We start from the raw sequence: 18,541 nt of genomic DNA on the forward strand, positions 1-18,541 counted from the left end.
AGTATTCATAAAAATAAAACAAACCATAACAGTGACTGATGTTATTTCTATTTTAATGAGTGAAAAATTAAAAAACTCTAACGATTAAGCTTTTTCTACCTTCTTTGACGCTGCTGCTAACTCGGTTTCAATAGTGGCAAGTATCACTACAAAAAAGAACGCGGTTACTCATCGATAAAGTTCCTTACAAAGGTGTTTTTACTTGCCGCTTAACTATCACTAAGATTGCTCGGTACAATTTTATCTTGTCAATGTAATGACTTTAGCGATATAAAAAGCAACGATTGCGACTAAGGTGACGCAAACTCCTCCATAGCACTTTTGTATTAATGGTATTTTATAGGCTTTATTAATGAGGCTGATGGACGTGTTAAATGAGATACATCAGCAAGTGCTCCCTTCCCTTGAGCAAGGCAAGGTTGCTACCTATATTTCCGCTTTAGCGAATTTAATGAAAAGCTTTGATAACTTTGATAACTTTGATAACTTTGACAATGATGTCAACGCAGTATTGCAAACTTACTTTAAACATTGCTCTATTGTGATGAATGCACAACAACTATCGCGGTCTATGCACCGGCATTGAATGAATACGGTAATTCATTAGTTGGCACAAAAGCACTAGAGCTATTTACTACTAAATCAGGACTTTCTATTTTTTAAGCTTAACCTAAACAGCCCTACGCCAAAGGCATGATATTGAGTTGTAAGGTACTTTATTACAATGTTAACAAGCCAAGTGCAGCGGCGGAAAAACAGAGAAAAAAGGCCGCTTCTTAGTAAAAAAGAAGCGACCGGCTAGCTTAGTAAAGAAGGTACTGCTTTAAAACTCTATCGTCTGCTCTGCTGAACAAACGGTAGTACTTCCCGTCTGACAAACTTTGTAAATATAGATGCCACCACCTCTAAATGAGTCCTCATAAACGCCATCATTGGCAGTAGTTATGGTTTTTGATTTTCTTTTTTTAGTGCGATAAATTTTAACACTGTCACCCATTACATTACTCCAGACTAAGTTGACATATTTAATTTTTTTCACACTATAACCACTAAGCTCTAGGGTGATAGTTTCATCTTCTGGCGGCGCGGCGGCAGACTGTTCTGTTGGAGTAACCTCTTCAGTGCTAAAATTGCTGGCGCCAGCGTTGTCTAAAACGGTTAGAGTAACGATATAGTTACCTGCAACATAGGTATGAGAGGTGGTTGTTTTATCACTGGTAATTATGTCAGTGTCATCACCTAAATCCCAAGTATACCAATCAATAGTGCCATCACTATCATTACTAGTACTAGCATCGAAAGTACAGCTTAAATAGATGCAGCTAAATGTAAATGCACTTACTGGCGGTAGATTAGGGGTGATATCAACAACAGTGACTTCTTGCTCGCTGTCATGGCTAGCACTGGCATCATCAGTCACAGTTAACTTAACATTATAAGTACCGTCAGCAGCAAAGCTATGAGCAGCGTTTACCCCAGTTGCGCTGCCTTCATCACTAAAACCCCAACTATATGAAACCACTTTTTGATCATCGCCATCACTATCGTAACTAGTACTACCATCAAAGGTACAGCTTAAATCAGTGCAGTCGACAGTAAATAAACTTACCGGCGGGACATTAGGTATCGTTTCTTCAAAACCGCCCAGTAATGATGTTCCTGAAAAATTTGTATAAGCCCGCAGCATGACATAATAAGTCCCCGTTTGTGGACTGGCAACACTACAGCTTTCATTATTACCATTTTGATAGGGACGACAATCATAACTGGTTATACTGGGTTGTGAGCCAAATTTCACATATAAATCAGCATCGCCACTGCCACCTGAAATATTAAAAGCTAAGTTAAAGGCACCTTCAGGAATACTCATTTGATACATCAACTCATCACCACTAGCGCCAGAGAGATTGCTAACAGCTTCACCGTTAACTAACTGAATCGGCTCTGGTATTGGTGGAAAATCACCAATATCACAACCATTATTATTGTCAAAGGAGTTGGCAAACAAGTCATACATTGCTTTTGCTTTGACTATGCCATAACCATAGCTATTATCTCTGCCAGCACGGCCGCGATCTTCAGCTGTCAAAGCCATAGCGATACGTATTTGATGATTACTACAATCAGGATAATAGTTCCAAACTAGTGCGGCAACACCTGCTACATGAGGTGTTGCCATGGAAGTACCACTCCACGAGGCGTATGAGTTATTAGGTAAGGTTGATTTAACGCTAACACCCGGTGCTGCTATTTCTACCTGAGTATTATATTGTGAAAAACTTGCTTTATTGGCAGAGGAATCAACAGCAGCAACAGAAACAACAGAGTCATAAGAAGCTGGATAGGACATGCCACTATTTCCATCATTACCGGCCGCAGCAATTGAAAGAATACCACTGTCATAAGCGGCCTGAAAAGCATTGCTCTCAGCCATACTAGAGCCAGAGCCGCCAAGACTCATACTGATGACATTTGCCCCTGCCGCCATACATTGATCGATCGCGACAATTAAATCTGAGCCATAGGCCCAAGAACCACTGCTATCAAAGACTTTAACCATATGAATTTTTAAATTACCATTTGGATTAACGCCGACCACACCGATATAATTATTCCCTAATGCCGCAATAGTGCCCGAGACATGGGTGCCGTGACCATGACCGTCATCATACCAATTACCGGAATCATAATTAGCATAACCATCACTGCCCGTTACACCTGAGCGAGGTAAGTCTCCATGACCAAGATCATAACCAGTATCCATAATACAAACGGTCATATTGGTATTTGTATTGTTAATAAACACTGCATTATCAGCTTGTACCATAGTTATGCCATAAGGCGTTTCTTCAGCGAGTAAGTAGCGTTTAGGATCGAGCTCCACTAACTCAACATCATGGCGATTTTTGAATTGCTTGGCTGCTTGGGCGGGTAAATTTACCGCTATGATTCGATGTTTATCGATTTCAAGCTTGATTTTTCCGTGATGGCTATTAATCAACGTTATTATTGAGGCTTTACTGCCGGGTTTGAACTTAACAATATAGCGTTCATTTTCGGCATTAAAATCTTTTTTTGTGGCGGCTAGCGATGGCATAAACATCATTGCAACGATTGCTACAACAAGGGGGATATATTTAATATTCATATCAGCTCTTCCTATCATTATTATTGATGTTAGAGCTAACACTAAACAAGCCGACATCGCTAACATTGAGGTTGCTTTCTACCTTTATTAAATATAGTTGTTGTTATCGCTAAAAAATAGTAACTGATAAGGTATTTTATTATCGGCGCGAGTGTTAACCAATATCTGGCGGATATAATTAACCTCATTAAAACCCATATTCAGTGGTGAGTTTATTCTCCTGTTAGTGCCTCACCATAGAGTGCACAACCCCTGATGGCGACATCTTTAACGTTGCCATATTTCTTATGTTAGGTCCGTGCAGGTTAAGTCAGTTAATTGTGATCAGGTCTTATGCAGCTTGACCTGATCACTCACTACTTGCACAAGTAGTGAGTACTTTCATCGCTAGATTTTATCAATCAAAATGGATGTTAATAGAATGTCATTTATCAATGGTCGATTAAATCCACTAAAAGTGGATAAAATCAGTTAATTCAAACACATCGCCACAAAATGTATATTAAATATTGTATACTCAATGTTTGGGGGTTAGGCTCTATTCAGACCTTGACAGAAAACACCACTATATTTCCCTACCAGTAGGTTCTTTTATTAATAACCACTTTCCGTCTAATAATCATAGTTTAAGTCGTTATGCAAAAGAGACTATTAACCTCTTGCAGTGTGAATAAAAATAGATTTTATTGATAATGCTTTAACAAACATAAGGCAACAAGCTAATAGTTAATATGACCACAATTGACAGTTATTACCGAGAGTACATCGGGGTAACTGGAAAAATAGAATAAAAGCAAACAGGCTGCTGAAAATATCGATGTTAGCTATATTCTTTACCTTTATCAGCAGAGCATGTTATGAAAAGTTACAAATATATGAATAAGATTGGAGATTTAAGTGCTCCGCATTACTCCATCAATATTTTAAAAGGCATTTTATCACTATGACAATCAAGCAAAAGTTACTACTAATCATTACTCTCGTCTTCTCCGGCTTTATCGGCCTTTATTTAGAAAGTTCATTGAATCAAAATAAGCTCTCTATTCTCAGTGAAAGTAATGAGAATATGAAAAACCTGCAAATATCTGTATTACAACTTAGGCGCACTGAAAAAGACTTTCTACTGCGTCAAAATATTAAATATAAAGAAGCTTTCGCCGTTAGGATAAAAGCAACAAAATCTCAAATTTTAACCCTTGAGCATAACTTGATAGCGTCAGATATATCAATAGGTCAACTGGAAAAAATATCGTATCAGCTTGACAGCTACCAAAGCCACTTTATGACTTTAGTTGAAGCCAGCAAATCAAGAGGGCTAAACAAAAATGATGGCAGTTACGGTCGATTAAGGCAGGCAGCACATGCCTTAGAGGAGGCAATTAAAAAAGCGAATAATGATAAATCACAAATATTGTTATTAACTCTTAGAAGGTACGAGAAAGATTATATTTTACGCTTGGATGAAAAATATGCTAAGGGGCTAGCCAAAACAGCTGAGTTGCTATTAAAGCGGCTAAAAACGCTAAATGATGTCAATTTACTCGACACCTACTTGTTAGAGTTCAAACACTTTGTAGCAATCAGTAAAAAAATAGGTCTAACTTCAACATCTGGTATTAAAGGGGATATGCGTGCCGCTATTCATGAGGTAGAGAAAAACCTAGATGATGAGGTATTTCGGTTAAATGATCATATTGAAGCTTATGTCAGTAACGCAAAACTTTCTCATCTGATGATTACAGCGATTATTTCACTGCTAATTGGTGTTATTGTTATCATTATTTCCAAACAAATAATCACACCACTTAATGTGTTTTCACGACGAATTTCTGAAATTAGGCAAAACAATGATCTTTCTCAGCGCTGTGAGGAAAGAAGTGATGAAATTGGAGTTATTTCAAAAGAATTCAATGAGTTAATGGGTGATTTTCAAACAATAATTCAAAGTATAAATAAAACAGTATCGTCTCTAACAGATTCAACGGCTATTGTTTCAAATAGTGTAACTAAAACATCCGAAGGTTTGATTAATCAAGCAATGGAAAGTGACATGGTGGCAACAGCCGTTACTGAATTGGGCATCACCGCTCATGAAATTGCTACCAATGCCAACCTCACAAAAGAAAAAACGGATGCAGTCTCTTTAAAAGCAAAAAGTGGTAAAGAAAAGCTACACAGCACTGTGCTAAATATAAACCTACTATCAAAAAAACTGATCGATGCAGAAAAGGAAATTTTGAATCTTGAAAAAAAGAGCAGTGGCATAACCTCTGTTCTCGATGTGATCAAGGGTATTGCCGAGCAAACTAACTTGTTAGCATTAAATGCTGCCATTGAAGCTGCTCGCGCAGGTGAACAAGGCCGAGGTTTTGCTGTGGTCGCCGATGAGGTCAGAACGTTAGCTGTACGTACACAGGATGCAACCACTGAAATCACCGCCATCATTACAGAACTTCAATCAACCACCTCTGATATAGTCAAAACAGTAAACCACTGTAAAGATCAAGGTATTGATAGTGTTATTCAGGCTGAAGAGACCGAGTCTTTCTTAAATGAGATAATCGAAGATGTTGATGCAATCGCCGATATGACGGTACAAATTGCCACGGCAGTTGCAGAGCAATCAGTAGTGGTACAAGAGGTCGATCAAAACATTATCCGGATTCGAGATATTGGTGAGGAGGTCGCTAACGACTCTCAATGTAATGCTAAAGCGAGCCATGATGTCGCGAACTTAGCGCAAGAATTACATAAAGAAGCGAGTGTATTTACCTTGTAAAACGTTAAACTAAAAATGTCTACGCTATTACTTTGAAGTGGCTATATGATACTGAAAATAATGCTAGAAAAAGGCGCCTTAGGCGCCTAATACCGATCAGTTAAGAAATTTTCAAGATCCATTGACCGATTTTCTGGTTAGGTTATAAAGGCTTCTGAATTTATTCAGGAGCCTTTTCTTTTGCTGCTATCTACCGCTTTATCACAAGTTTCACAAAACAATTTCACCGAGTTTACTGCACTAAGTGAGCTATTAGAGCCTAGCCTCGTTGTTGATGCATTAGCACAATCTGGAGTTGCTACCATCAGGAAACGTAAACTCCCCATGGAACAAATGGTATGGGCTGTTATTGGTATGGCTTTATTTCGTAAAATGTCCATGCGCCAACTCGTTAATCAACTTGATATCATCCGGCCTAACGGTGACCCTTATGTCGCTCCAAGTGCCGTCACACAAGCGAGAAAAAAGCTTGGTCATCAATCAATAGAACGTATTTTCAATCAAACTCAATCTTTATGGCATGAGAAGTCAGTACATCCAACATGGTGTGGCTTAACGCTATTAGGGGTTGATGGTGTTGTATGGCGAACGCCTGACTCAAAAGAAAATAGCGAACACTATGGCCGAACGGGTAATCGCTACGGTAAAGCAAGCTATCCTCAAGTGCGTATGGTTTGCCAAATGGAATTGACGAGTCATTTATTGACACAAAGTGCTTTTGATAGCGTTGATATTAGTGAGATGAAATTAGCTGAGTCATTAATAAAAACAACGCCAGATAATAGCCTTACATTATTTGACCGGGGATTTTACTCGCTTGGACTCCTTAATCGTTGGCAGTCAACGGGTACTTCACGTCATTGGTTAATCCCTTTAAAGAAGAATGTGCAATATGAAGTGGTTCGCTCATTAGGAAGACAAGATAAAATCGTTCGTCTGACCGCGTGCCCACAAGCACGCAAGAAATGTCCAGACTTGCCAGAATCAATTGAAACACGGCTCGTCTCAAGGCATGTGACGTTTTAACCTCTATGACAGATCCTATGAGTTTTCCTGTTGCTGATATAGTGGACTTATATGCACACCGTTGGGAAATAGAACTAGGATTAAGAGATATGAAGCAGTCACTACTTGATAGTGAGTTCACTTTACGGAGTAATCAGCCAGAGCTTATAAAGCAAGAGTTGTGGGGAATATTACTTGCGTACAATTTGATCCGCTATCAAATGGTATTGATGGCCAAGTCACTTGATTCAATACACCCGAATCAACTGAGTTTTCATGGAGCATCAATGCATATAATTTATCAACTAACGATGTTGCCATTTTGTTCGCCAGGCAACATCGCGAAGTTCGTGATGGATATAACAAAAAGTGCCAAACAATTTATACTTCCCGCACGGCGAGAGCGAAGTTATCCACGAGAATTAAAATGCTCAAAAAACAGATACCCCCTTAAAAAAAGAAATGCCGGTCACCTTAAGTGAACGGCATTACAACAACCAGGAGTAATTCAGAGCACGTTACCAACGTGCTACTGGCCTGCTAATTCTCTTTTACAATGTTTTTTTCAGCATAGAATTATTCTTATCCTCTGTGTGTGAGGGTTTTGGGTCTTTCTTTTCTAATGGTCCTTTTGGGCCTATCCAGGTATTCGATAGTATTCTATCGTCGTGCTGCATTCGCCAAGACAGCAACATTTGGGCATATTTTGTCACCACTGAAATATAAGCCGGATCATCTGCACAATTAACCAATTCATGGGGATCTTTCTCAAGGTCAAATAACAGCGGAGGTAACGCCGTAAAGTGAACATATTTAAACTTCTTATCGCGTATCACATTTAAGGTGCATTGATCTATTCTCAGACCCAATTCTTTTTGCACATTTCGACCTTCTGTGTCACGAAAATCATAGCCCCAATGGACTTCTTTTTTGATGACATTGGGTTTCTGCCCCTTGCAAAAAGAGAGTAGCGACCAGCCGTCACATTGTGAGGGAGTCTCCAGGCCTATCCAATCTAAAATAGTTGGGAACACATCAATCGATTCGGTAAAATCCTCAATCTTCTGTCCTGCTTTAGCATCGCTGTCGGGATCGCGAATAATCAGCGGGATGTGAAAGGACTGATCAAAATAACCGGACTTACCAAACAGCCAATGATCGCCTAACTGCTCCCCATGGTCGGTGGTAAAAACAATCAGAGTCTTGTCATATTGATTATTTTCCTTGAGAAAATTGATTAGACGGCCTATCTGGTGATCGACTTCAGACACTAAGCCATAGTAGGTAGCGCGGATTTGATCCACCTCGGCACCATCCAGGGTGACATTGGTTGTGGCATCGTGGCCATACCAAAGTTGCTGTGTCTGATTATTAATATAATGCGATAACCAGGGATGTTGTTGGCCTTCGATTTCAGCCGTTTCGGCTTTTACCGTCGGAGGAATATCCTGGAGATTATACATATCATGATAAGGTTCGGGGGCGACAAACGGAGGGTGTGGGCGTAGATAGGACAAATGAATAAACCAGGGATTATCCTGTTTGATGGATAGATATTTGAGGACTTCATCGGTCAGAAATGCGGTGATACTGTCCTCAGCCTTATAGCGGGACGGAGCGAAAGATGGACCCCGATTTTTGGCATCGGCAAAGTTTGTAACCGGTTGATGGACTTCCCAGGGGCCCAGCGGAGTTTCATAGCCTTTTCCCTTAAGATAGATAAGCCAAGGGATCGCCTCCCTATTGAGTAACACCGCTGGCGTCATCCCCGGTAAAACGCCTTCATCCCGCCTTAAATCGGGATCCCCTGGCGCACGGGTTCGAGGGTCGGGACTCATGTCGGTATAACCAAACAGCAGTGGATCGTAGCCTGCTTTTCGGGCTTCTAAAGCGATATTGGTATGTCTGGCATCTAAGGGGGTTCCGTTTTGAACAATCCGGTGATTCTGTAAATACATACCCGTATAAAGACTGGCTCTTGCGGGGCCACACGGTGCGGCTTGAGCGTAGTGATTCTTAAAAAGCACACCATCTTCTGCAAGCTTGTCCAAATGTGGGGTTTTGATGCAGGGATGATCCATCAAGGACAAACAATCGGCTCGCCATTGATCTGCGGTGATAAACAGTATATTTTTCATATTTTTCCCCACGCTGTCATTTATACTCATTTTAGCTGATAAGACAAATAGTTTGTAATTATAAAATAAAGGGTCAGAAATTAAGGGGTCAGAGCGTTTGACATAGACGTTTTGGCCTTAGTTTCGTAACTAGAAAATAGTTTCAGGTTATAATTCCAACGGCAGCAACGTTAAACTTAACTATTAGGGGCAGTCATAAAACGTAACCAATATTTTAAATTTTCTCATTCAGTGACGCACTTCTCATTATTTATGACCTAGATATGCTTCATCGACGTAAGATAATACTAACAATCACAGAATTAAGAGAAATATTCACATTAAGGACGAGGTTACAGCATGAAAAACTGCCTGTTAATAAAGATTGAAAATTCAAGGGATCTGAAGCTTTAAAAGTTCAACAATTAAGTTGAATGATTGAACGTTTATCATTGGTAGCAATGCCGTGAGCAAGACTTAAAGAATTATGGATGAACAGCTTTTTAGTTCTACCTTACAGTTGTGGCTGCAGTAATAGTGTCAGCATCACTACCACTATTAAAAAAGAGATACTTTCAAAGATGAAAATAATTACCCGAGGAAAAATAATCTGTTTATTGGTGGTTTTTTGTCTGTTGGCTTTGACCACTTGCCAGCCAGATAATTATTTATGTATTTATAATGACACCTTTGATAAAGAAGACACTGGGTCTTTTATTGAAGATGGGCAGTGCAATGGCTACGTTTTTAAGGCAACTAAAAACATAAAATACCATGGCAATAATTCAGGAAATCAAGGGAAAATGGAGATTACTATCGAAGAGGGTCATGGAAGTTGGTTAAGTGGCCGGATGATTTACTTCAACGAGGGTCATAATCCTGATACTAGCTTTAAAGCGCGATTTATGGGCAGTCAAACTTCTTCAGAAAAACATGACGACAAGTTATTTAATGATTATCTAGGTTTACCTGCTTATCTAGATAAAATACCTTTTAATCTAGATAAAAAACCTTCAGCAGGGATGAGTTATTTGAAGTTCTATCATCTTGGTGATAAAGCGGTATTGCCTTTTTATATAGATTGTCTTTTTCATGAGATAAATCCAGATGTAACCAAGATGAACAAAAAAGAGTTAGCTAAGGTGCAATGCAGGGTAAATTTTGATTATAACCCCGCGGTAACCGTTAACGTTCTTGTCAGTTATGTCGATTTAGAAAATGCCCTGTTTAAAGTGGCAGAAATACATCAGTTTATTAATCAGTTAATAGTAGATCAAAAAGGGATTTCAGCATAATGAGTGAATTACAAAAAATTAACTATACCGTCCATGATAACAACATGTATATGATGCTTTGAAGATGAACAAAAATTGGGTCAGCTCCAGCTGTATAGCCATATAGCTACACCTCGTGCATCTAATTATTTAAAGCATTAAAGTAAATCAAGTTAAAAATAGACTTTTTCTGTAGGCTCCCTTTCATATCCAGAGTGTTACTTATCAGGGGGGACTAGTAAGAAACGTTCGCTTTAGCCTCAAAGTTGCCATTTAACGTCAGCTTTTAGCGTTCAGTTGATCTAAGTTAACGTCCCCTTTGCGCATAACAATGTCATTAACTTAAGGTTAAATTACGTATTTACAATAAGTTAGCTAGTTGCTAACCTATCTATGAATTAAAAATAGAGAGAAATCACTAATGAGCTGTTCAGTATTTAATTCAAATAGTACAAAAATTAACCAATTAAATTCATTCAACTGAGTTTTTAGAAAATCACCGTAAAAAACCTCCATATTAGCCGCCGCATTATTAATGATTGGCTTAAAATATTTTATACTCAAGGGCTCGAAGGATTAAAATAAAAACCTCGTTCGGGTCGTCTTTCACGTTTAAATGAAGCTCAACTTGCTCAACTAAGCGAGTATATTTCACAATAATAGTATTAAGGAAAGTGGTGGCAGGCTTAACGCCCAGATGCTTGTTAATTATATTGCTCAAAAATTTAAACTCAACTATTGTGTTTCAAATGTTTATCGACTATTTCATCAGTTAGGCTTTTCATGGATAACGAGCCGATCTAGACATCCTAAACAGTCGATAGAAATTCAAGAGAATTTTAAAAAAATTCGAAATGGAAATGATACTTACGATCCCGTGGAATGTAAGCCTTGAAAATGTTGATGTATGGTTCCAAAACGAAGCTCGTTTTGAACAGCAAAACACGACAATACGGCTCTGGGCTGAGAAAGGAACAAGGCCAAGAGCAGTAAAACAGCAGCAGTTTGAATACGCCTATCTTTTTGGTGCCGTCTGCCCTGCAACAGGAGACACAGAAGTATTAATAGCACCGTGTATGAATATGGATGTAATGGAAAAACATCTAGCGCTCATATCGAAAAAAGTGCCTGAAGGCCGTCATGGAGTGATCGTTGTAGATGGGGCCGCTTGGCATCAAAACCACTTAGCAGATAAATTTGAAAACATATTCATTATTAAGTTGCCGCCTTATTCACCAGAGTTGAATCCAATAGAGCAAGTTTAGCAATGGCTACGCCAAAATGAACTCGCCAATAGATGCTTTAAGGGATATGACGATATTGTTGATGAATGTAGCCGAGCCTGGACTAGCTTTATATCTGATACCTCCAGAGTAATAAAATTATGCTCTAGGGACTGGATACAAGTGGGAAGTTAATTAATGGAATTGGTATAATATCCCCCCCCGAGAAACTTATTAAGTTAATATTCTTCACTCACATATAAAGATGAAACTAAAATATTAACAGTGAGTATTAAGCCGCTAAGTTAAGATAAAAGAATGTTGAAATGAGTAATATAGTGCGTAAAAAGGTAAGTAAGCAATTGATTGAAAAAAAAACGTTAATGGTCGGTGCCGCAACTAATTTATTTATGGCTTTTGCAGGTTGGTTAGCTTACTACTTATCAAACTCGCAAGCCTTGGCTCTCGATGGTAACTTCTCTTTTGTTGCCTTTATCACTGTAATACTCGCTTTACGCGTGTCAGCTATCAAGCTAAACCAAACCAGCACCTTCCCTTTTGGCCAATTCGCCTATGAGTCACTTTTTTCAATGGTTAAAGGTTTGATGATAATCGGCATGTTGCTGATGGCACTTATTGTCAATATTGAGCGAATATTTCATTATTTAGCGGGTGAGCCTGCGAATGTTTTAGATACCGATGTTATTTTTATTTATAGCGTGATGATGGTTTTTCTTTGTTTCTCTTTGGCTTTTTATTATAAACAACAAAATAAGAGACTATCTAATGCCAGCACATTATTACTGGCTGAATACACCGGGGTAAAACTCGATGGTTTAATGTCATTGGGCATAGGTATCGCTTTAGTGAGTATTCGATTTATTGATATTGAAGGCTATTTCGGCTTTCTTCATTATATAGGTGATGCTTTACTGATTATTGCGCTGGTATTTCTTTTTGGTAAAGAGCCTCTCACTCTGGTGCGGCATTCCTTTATTGAATTGGCTGGTGGTACTTTGCAAAACACTAAGCAAAAACAGCACATTGAATCGATTATAGCTAAGCACTTAAGCGAGGATGGCTTATTAGTCGACAGCTACATATCAAAAACAGGCAGTTGCTATTTAGTTGTCGCCTACATAAGTATAACTAAGCTAGAGACTATTGATGGTAAGGCGATAACAGCAACCAAAGCTGCTATCGAAGCTGAGCTTAATCAACACTACCCTCACTCAATGCTCGAACTATCGTTAAAATAGCAGGCATAAAAAAGAGCGCTGTAAGCGCTCTTCATTAATTGTCTCTTTAAAATAAAGAGTCGATTAAGCTTTTGCTTTGTTTTCCGCTTCTTGGATTTTAACTTTCCAAATTTCAGGGCCGGTGACATGAACAGACTCACCTGTGCTATCAACAGCAACCGTTACTGGCATATCTTCTACTTCAAATTCGTAGATAGCCTCCATACCCATATCTTCAAAGGCAACCACTTTCGCTTTTTTGATTGCTTTAGAAACAAGGTATGCCGCGCCACCAACCGCCATTAAGTACACTGACTTATGGTCTTTAATGGTTTGACACGTTGCCGCACCACGTTCAGCTTTACCAATCGTGCCTAATAGGCCAGTTTCTGCTAACATCATCTCAGTAAATTTATCCATACGTGTTGCCGTAGTAGGGCCAGCTGGACCAACTGCTTCATCACCAACAGCGTCCACTGGACCAACGTAATAAATAAACTTATTGGTGAAGTCTACCGGCAGTTTTTCACCTTTCGCTAACATGTCTTGAATACGTTTATGTGCGGCATCACGACCGGTTAAAATAGTACCGCTCAGCAATACCGTTTCACCCGTTTTCCACTCGCTAATATCGGCTTTGCTTAATTCATCAACATTAACGCGACGAACATTCTCACCAACTTCCCAGGTAATTTCTGGCCACTCATCCAGCTTAGGTGGCGTTAATACTGCTGGGCCTGAGCCATCAAGATGGAAGTGTATATGACGGGTAGCGGCACAATTTGGGATCATCACTACCGGTTTAGATGCGGCATGGGTCGGCATTGAGTTGATTTTTACATCAACCACTGTGGTTAAACCGCCTAAACCTTGTGCGCCAATACCAAGTTTATTGACACGTTCAAAAATTTCTAAACGTAATTCCTCTTCAGCATTTTCTGGGCCACGTTCAATTAAATCTTGAATGTTTACCGGCTCCATTAAGCTTTCTTTGGCTAAAACTGCCGCTTTTTCAGCGGTACCACCAATACCTATACCTAACATTCCTGGTGGACACCAACCCGCGCCCATCGTCGGTAAGGTTTTAACGACCCAATCAGCAATAGAGTCTGATGGGTTTAGCATCACCATTTTAGTTTTGTTTTCACTGCCGCCGCCTTTAGCCGCAATCATAATGTCAAGGCCTGCGCCCTCGACCATATCAATATGGACAACAGCTGGCGTGTTGTCCTTAGTATTTATACGTGCTCCGGCAGGATCTGCAACGATAGAAGCACGTAAGGGGTTATCCGGATTTAAATATGCACGACGGGTACCTTCATCAACCATTTGTTGTACGGTCATGTCAGTTTTATCCCACTGCACCGCCATACCTATCTTAACAAAACAGGTGACGATACCAGTATCTTGACAGATTGGACGTTTACCCTGGGCTGACATACGTGAGTTAATCAAAATTTGTGCTATTGCGTCTTTCGCCGCCTTTGATTCTTCTTTGTGATACGCTTTTTCTAATGCCTGAATAAAATCAATCGGATGATAATAAGAAATATATTGCAGTGCATCTTCAATACTGTCGATTAAGTCTTGTTGTTTAATGATGGCCATAGTGCTCTCTATTAGCTATAGGGCGATTGTCCTTTGCTGATTATGTTTACAGCATGAAAGTTCAAAAAACCCTAATATTCTTTAATATTGTTAAGTGGAAAGTTATAATAAAACTACTGCGTATAATAACCTGCTATTGAAAGTGCTACCAGTCCCTTATGACTGATAATAACTATTTAACTAGCAAATACTTAAGTGAAGCAAAACCTTGTTTAATACCACTGACATCAAATTTACCACAACACTTAACGCGGCAATTAAGGCCAATAAAAGCGCCGTGACTCTTGCCGCTAAAATACTGCCCGTTAAAAGTGGTACCACAGCAGAGGCTATTTTTAGCCCTATTGCTCATCAACCTTGGGCGATGTGGTTAGACTCGGGTAATAGCGACCATGTTGATAGTCGCTTTGATATTATAGTGTGGCAGCCCATTGCCACCCTAACCACACAGGGTAATAACACTGATATCTGCTTTCCTGAAAACGTATCTCAAAACTTAGCAAATAATAGTTACCTTGAAAAAAGCAGTGATGATCCACTATTGCTGCTTAAACAACTGCAAGCACAATTATTTAACATCCCACAGCAGCCTCATCAGTTCCTGCCTTTTTTAGGTGGCGCCTTAGGATATTTCTCCTATGATCTAGGTCGTCGATTTGAGCAACTACCTAGTATTGCTAAACAAGACATTCACTTACCTGACATGGCTGTGGGTCTATATAACAAAGCGGTTATTTTTGATAAAAACTCAGCGACTTTTTACCTAGTGTGCCCCGATGCTGAGCGAAATGAGCTTGAAAAATCATTACTTAACTCGACTATTAACGCCTCGCTTGACGCAAGTGAATACACAAAAGTTGCTAAGAAAGCGAGCAATGAAGCTTTCCATTTAACCAGCTCTTGGCAAGCGAATATGGATAAAGCCAGTTACATTGAAAAATTTAATAAAGTACAAGCTTACTTATTAAGTGGCGATTGTTACCAAATTAATTTAGCACAGCGCTTTAGTGCCCAGTATCAGGGTGATGAATTTGAGGCTTACTTAGCCCTAAAGGCAGCAAATAAAGCACCCTTTTCGGCTTTTATTCGCTTAGACAATGCGGCTATTTTAAGTGTCTCTCCTGAGCGTTTTTTACGGTTAAAGCAAGGTAAAGTACAAAGTAAGCCCATTAAAGGCACCATGCCGCGTAGTAACGATAAAGTACAAGATGCTAAGAATGCCGAAACTTTAAGACATTCAAGTAAAGATATTGCCGAAAATTTAATGATTGTTGATTTACTGCGTAATGACCTCAGTAGAAGTTGCCAAGCAGGCTCGGTAAAAGTGCCTAAACTTTTTGATATTGAAAGCTTTCCGGCCGTACATCACTTAGTCAGTACCGTTGAAGGTGTACTCTCTAACGATAAACATGCCACTGACTTACTTCGCGGTGCCTTTCCCGGCGGCTCGATTACCGGTGCGCCGAAAATACGCGCCATGGAAATTATAGAAGAGCTAGAGCCTCACCGCCGTAGTGTTTATTGTGGTTCTATTGGTTATCTGTCAAATTGTGGCACTATGGATACCAGCATAACGATTCGCACCTTGATTTGTCAGCCAAGTGACAGCTCAGTCAATACCGCTTTAAAAGGGGAGAATAGCATTTATTGCTGGGCTGGCGGTGGGCTTGTCGCTGATTCAACCGCTGAAAGCGAATATCAAGAGACCTTTGATAAGGTCAATTGTATTTTACCGGTATTATCAAAACTCAATCAGGTGTAGGCTTTAGTTAAAGCCATAGTTAAAGTTTAAGTTAAGTCTTTTAGAAACCAGCATAAAAATAATGGTTAACGATTCCTAATAAGTAGTAAGGGTAACGCCAATGGGCAAAGATGAATTTTTATTACGCTTTAATTTATTACAATTGGTTAAGTCCGAGCATAATTATCAACATCATTTACCACTTCGTTCTGCAGCGGTACTCATCCCTTTGGTCGAATCAGCTGAGGGTTTACAAGTATTATTAACCAAACGAGCCAGCCATTTAAAACATCACCCCTCACAAGTAAGCTTCCCCGGCGGAAAAGTAGAGCCAGTAGATAAGTCATTAATAGATACGGCGCTGCGCGAGGCTTTTGAAGAAATTGGTTTATCTCGCCAAGCCATCACTGTCGTTGGGCAATTACCACCCTATGAAACCATTAGCGGCTTTCATGTTACCCCTGTGGTTGCTATTGTCGCCAGCGCGCAAACTTACCATATGGATAAAAATGAAGTTGCTGAAATATTTCAAGTACCACTACAGCATTTTTTGACCACCAAAGACCACCATGTTTTTGTTGCCAGCAAAAATGGCAAACAACATAATGTGCATTTTATGCCCTATAAACACTACCATATATGGGGTGCTACCGCGGTAATGATCAAAGATTTAGTGGCACACATAAACTAGCACATCGGTTATTACGCCACTAAAAAAAAGCCCCCCTAGTACATTTAGTTATCAATTAGTCGATTATTTTATTTCTTTATTTGATAACTTTCAGCTAGAATTACCACCAACAAAAATTAACCGATAAAAATCCCACTATTTCGACAAAAACCAGTAATAATTCGGAAAAGCAATGTAAGTTCCATACTTTATATTGCATAAAACCTTTAACACCGAGCTTTAGCTTGAGTGTTCTTGGGTCTATAATTAAAGAATAGTGTGAATTAAACCAAGTAGATTATTCCACTTGGTATTAAATAAGCAGAGCAAAGGTAAAAAAGTATGATCAGTGTATTTGATATGTTTTCTATTGGTATAGGTCCATCAAGCTCACACACAGTGGGTCCGATGAAAGCGGCAAAACTTTTCGTTGATGCACTAGTTAAGCAAGAGTTATTAACTAAGGTCGACCGAGTTAAATGTGAACTTTTTGGCTCATTAGGACAAACAGGTATTGGCCATGGCACAGGTAAAGCGGTTATTTTAGGCTTCACCGGGCAAACGCCTGAAGGCATTCCGGTTGAATCAATAGAAACTATTTTAGCGGAAGTCGTTAGCAGCCAAAAAATCTCACTCAATGGTAGCCATGAAGTCAACTTCCCTAAAGATGACGCAATTATTTATCACCGCAGAAAAACGCTACCTGCTCATGCTAACGCCATGACCTTATATGCTTATCAAAATGATAGCTTATTATTAGAGCAAACCTATTACTCCATTGGTGGTGGTTTTATTGTTGAAGCATGTGATTTTGAACAAGAAAAAGATAAAGCGCTCTCTTTACACACCAATATTAAGCGGCCACATGTTTTCAGCTCAGGAGATGAGTTATTAGCTTTGGCGAGTACTAAAGGGCTAAGTTTTAGTACTATCATGATGGATAACGAAAAGTGCTTAAACGATGAAACGATAATTCGCACTAAACTGGTCACCATTTGGCAAGCAATGAAAGACAGTATCGAACGTGGTATGAACACCGAAGGTATTCTCCCGGGCGGTTTAAAATTAGCTCGCCGTGCCCCTGCTCTATATCGCACTTTGTTGGTAGAAAAATCTACCGATCCTTTAATCGCAATGGACTGGGTCAATTTATTCGCCATGGCGGTAAATGAAGAAAATGCCGCGGGTAGCCGAGTAGTTACCGCACCTACCAACGGTGCCGCTGGTATTATTCCAGCAGTACTTAGCTACTACGATAAGTTTGTCAAGCCGGTTTCGGATGATGACTGTGTTCGCTATTTATTAACCGCTGCCGCTATTGGTATTTTATATAAAACCAATGCCTCTATTTCTGGCGCTGAAGTAGGTTGTCAGGGTGAAGTAGGTGTTGCTTGTTCAATGGCCGCGGGCGCGTTAACTGAAATTATGGGTGGCACGCCACCACAAGTAGAAAATGCCGCTGAAATAGGTATGGAACACAACCTAGGTTTAACCTGTGATCCAGTTGGCGGCTTAGTGCAAGTACCTTGTATTGAACGTAATGCTATGGGCTCAGTCAAAGCGATTAACGCTTCACGCCTAGCGCTGCGCGGTACTGGCACACAAAAAGTTTCTTTAGATAAAGTGATCAAAACCATGTGGGAAACAGGTAATGATATGAAAACCAAGTACAAAGAAACTTCACGTGGTGGTTTAGCGGTAAATATTATCGAATGTTAAGCGAGTGTTAGCTGAAAAT

At 39.6% G+C, this 18,541-nt stretch carries 13 protein-coding genes and 2 pseudogenes; 11 read left to right on the forward strand and 4 right to left on the reverse strand.

Translation table 11 applies throughout. The annotated features are described in order from the left end of the window. Positions 1 to 367 precede the first annotated feature (367 nt). Complete coding sequence (locus ASU03_RS21510; RefSeq protein WP_231731569.1) at positions 368 to 586, forward strand: glutaminase; 219 nt, start codon at positions 368 to 370, stop codon at positions 584 to 586. Then, positions 583 to 663 carry a hypothetical protein gene (locus ASU03_RS21515; RefSeq protein ID WP_231731583.1) on the forward strand — a complete coding sequence of 27 codons (81 nt, stop codon included), beginning with the start codon at positions 583 to 585 and terminating at the stop codon, positions 661 to 663. Before ASU03_RS21510 ends, ASU03_RS21515 begins: the two co-directional genes overlap by 4 nt. 160 nt (positions 664 to 823) lie before the next feature. On the opposite strand, the gene ASU03_RS22100 is transcribed toward ASU03_RS21515, so the two are convergent. Both ASU03_RS22100 and ASU03_RS22105 read right to left on the reverse strand, forming a co-directional pair. Further along, positions 824 to 1,648 carry a PKD domain-containing protein gene (locus ASU03_RS22100; protein WP_231731584.1) on the reverse strand — a complete coding sequence of 275 codons (825 nt, stop codon included), beginning with the start codon at positions 1,646 to 1,648 and terminating at the stop codon, positions 824 to 826. Continuing rightward, positions 1,643 to 2,773: pseudogene (locus tag ASU03_RS22105) on the reverse strand (S8 family serine peptidase); the annotation flags it as partial. The gene ASU03_RS22100 and the pseudogene ASU03_RS22105, both read right to left, overlap by 6 nt. 1,318 nt (positions 2,774 to 4,091) lie before the next feature. On the opposite strand from ASU03_RS22105, the gene ASU03_RS12125 reads away from it, so the two are divergent. Together ASU03_RS12125 and ASU03_RS12130 are read left to right on the forward strand one after the other, a co-directional pair. Beyond that, positions 4,092 to 5,927 (forward strand): methyl-accepting chemotaxis protein, encoded by a 1,836-nt coding sequence (locus tag ASU03_RS12125; protein ID WP_057832041.1) that lies wholly within the window; start codon positions 4,092 to 4,094, stop codon positions 5,925 to 5,927. Positions 5,928 to 6,107: 180 nt separating this feature from the next. Beyond that, positions 6,108 to 7,414, forward strand: a pseudogene (locus ASU03_RS12130) (IS4 family transposase). A gap of 69 nt (positions 7,415 to 7,483) precedes the next feature. Here the strand turns inward: ASU03_RS12130 and ASU03_RS12135 are convergent. After that, positions 7,484 to 9,070: an alkaline phosphatase family protein gene (locus ASU03_RS12135; protein WP_057832042.1), complete on the reverse strand. Its 1,587-nt coding sequence runs from the start codon at positions 9,068 to 9,070 to the stop codon at positions 7,484 to 7,486. A gap of 470 nt (positions 9,071 to 9,540) precedes the next feature. Here ASU03_RS12135 and ASU03_RS12140 point away from each other — a divergent pair, with 470 nt between their 5' ends. The 4 genes from ASU03_RS12140 to ASU03_RS12150 all read left to right on the forward strand — a co-directional run bounded on the left by ASU03_RS12140 (position 9,541) and on the right by ASU03_RS12150 (position 12,805). Continuing rightward, complete coding sequence (locus tag ASU03_RS12140) at positions 9,541 to 10,344, forward strand: hypothetical protein (RefSeq protein WP_057832043.1); 804 nt, start codon at positions 9,541 to 9,543, stop codon at positions 10,342 to 10,344. Positions 10,345 to 10,987: 643 nt separating this feature from the next. Further along, a complete protein-coding gene (locus ASU03_RS22110; RefSeq protein ID WP_442855142.1) occupies positions 10,988 to 11,218 on the forward strand; it encodes a helix-turn-helix domain-containing protein in 231 nt (76 codons plus the stop codon). Beyond that, positions 11,178 to 11,588 (forward strand): IS630 family transposase, encoded by a 411-nt coding sequence (locus ASU03_RS12145; protein WP_082627265.1) that lies wholly within the window; start codon positions 11,178 to 11,180, stop codon positions 11,586 to 11,588. Before ASU03_RS22110 ends, ASU03_RS12145 begins: the two co-directional genes overlap by 41 nt. Positions 11,589 to 11,872: 284 nt before the next feature. Next, complete coding sequence (locus ASU03_RS12150) at positions 11,873 to 12,805, forward strand: cation transporter (RefSeq protein WP_057832044.1); 933 nt, start codon at positions 11,873 to 11,875, stop codon at positions 12,803 to 12,805. 63 nt (positions 12,806 to 12,868) lie between these two features. Here the strand turns inward: ASU03_RS12150 and ASU03_RS12155 are convergent, their stop codons facing one another. Continuing rightward, positions 12,869 to 14,392, reverse strand: a complete 1,524-nt coding sequence (locus ASU03_RS12155; protein ID WP_057181595.1) for a fumarate hydratase — start codon at positions 14,390 to 14,392, stop codon at positions 12,869 to 12,871. A 277-nt stretch (positions 14,393 to 14,669) separates the two neighbouring features. Between ASU03_RS12155 and pabB the strand changes: the two genes are divergently transcribed. The 3 genes from pabB (at position 14,670) to ASU03_RS12170 (ending at position 18,522) form a co-directional block, all read left to right on the forward strand. Next, complete coding sequence (pabB, locus tag ASU03_RS12160; RefSeq protein WP_231731585.1) at positions 14,670 to 16,154, forward strand: aminodeoxychorismate synthase component I; 1,485 nt, start codon at positions 14,670 to 14,672, stop codon at positions 16,152 to 16,154. Between the two features lie 100 nt (positions 16,155 to 16,254). After that, the gene (locus ASU03_RS12165; RefSeq protein ID WP_057832045.1) at positions 16,255 to 16,824 is read left to right on the forward strand and encodes a CoA pyrophosphatase; all 570 of its coding nucleotides are present in this window, start codon (positions 16,255 to 16,257) and stop codon (positions 16,822 to 16,824) included. A 321-nt stretch (positions 16,825 to 17,145) separates the two neighbouring features. After that, positions 17,146 to 18,522 (forward strand): L-serine ammonia-lyase, encoded by a 1,377-nt coding sequence (locus ASU03_RS12170; protein ID WP_057832046.1) that lies wholly within the window; start codon positions 17,146 to 17,148, stop codon positions 18,520 to 18,522. The last annotated feature ends 19 nt before the right edge of the window (positions 18,523 to 18,541 follow it).

It is taken from the genome of Colwellia sp. TT2012 (genome assembly GCF_001440345.1).
Lineage (GTDB): Bacteria > Pseudomonadota > Gammaproteobacteria > Enterobacterales > Alteromonadaceae > Colwellia.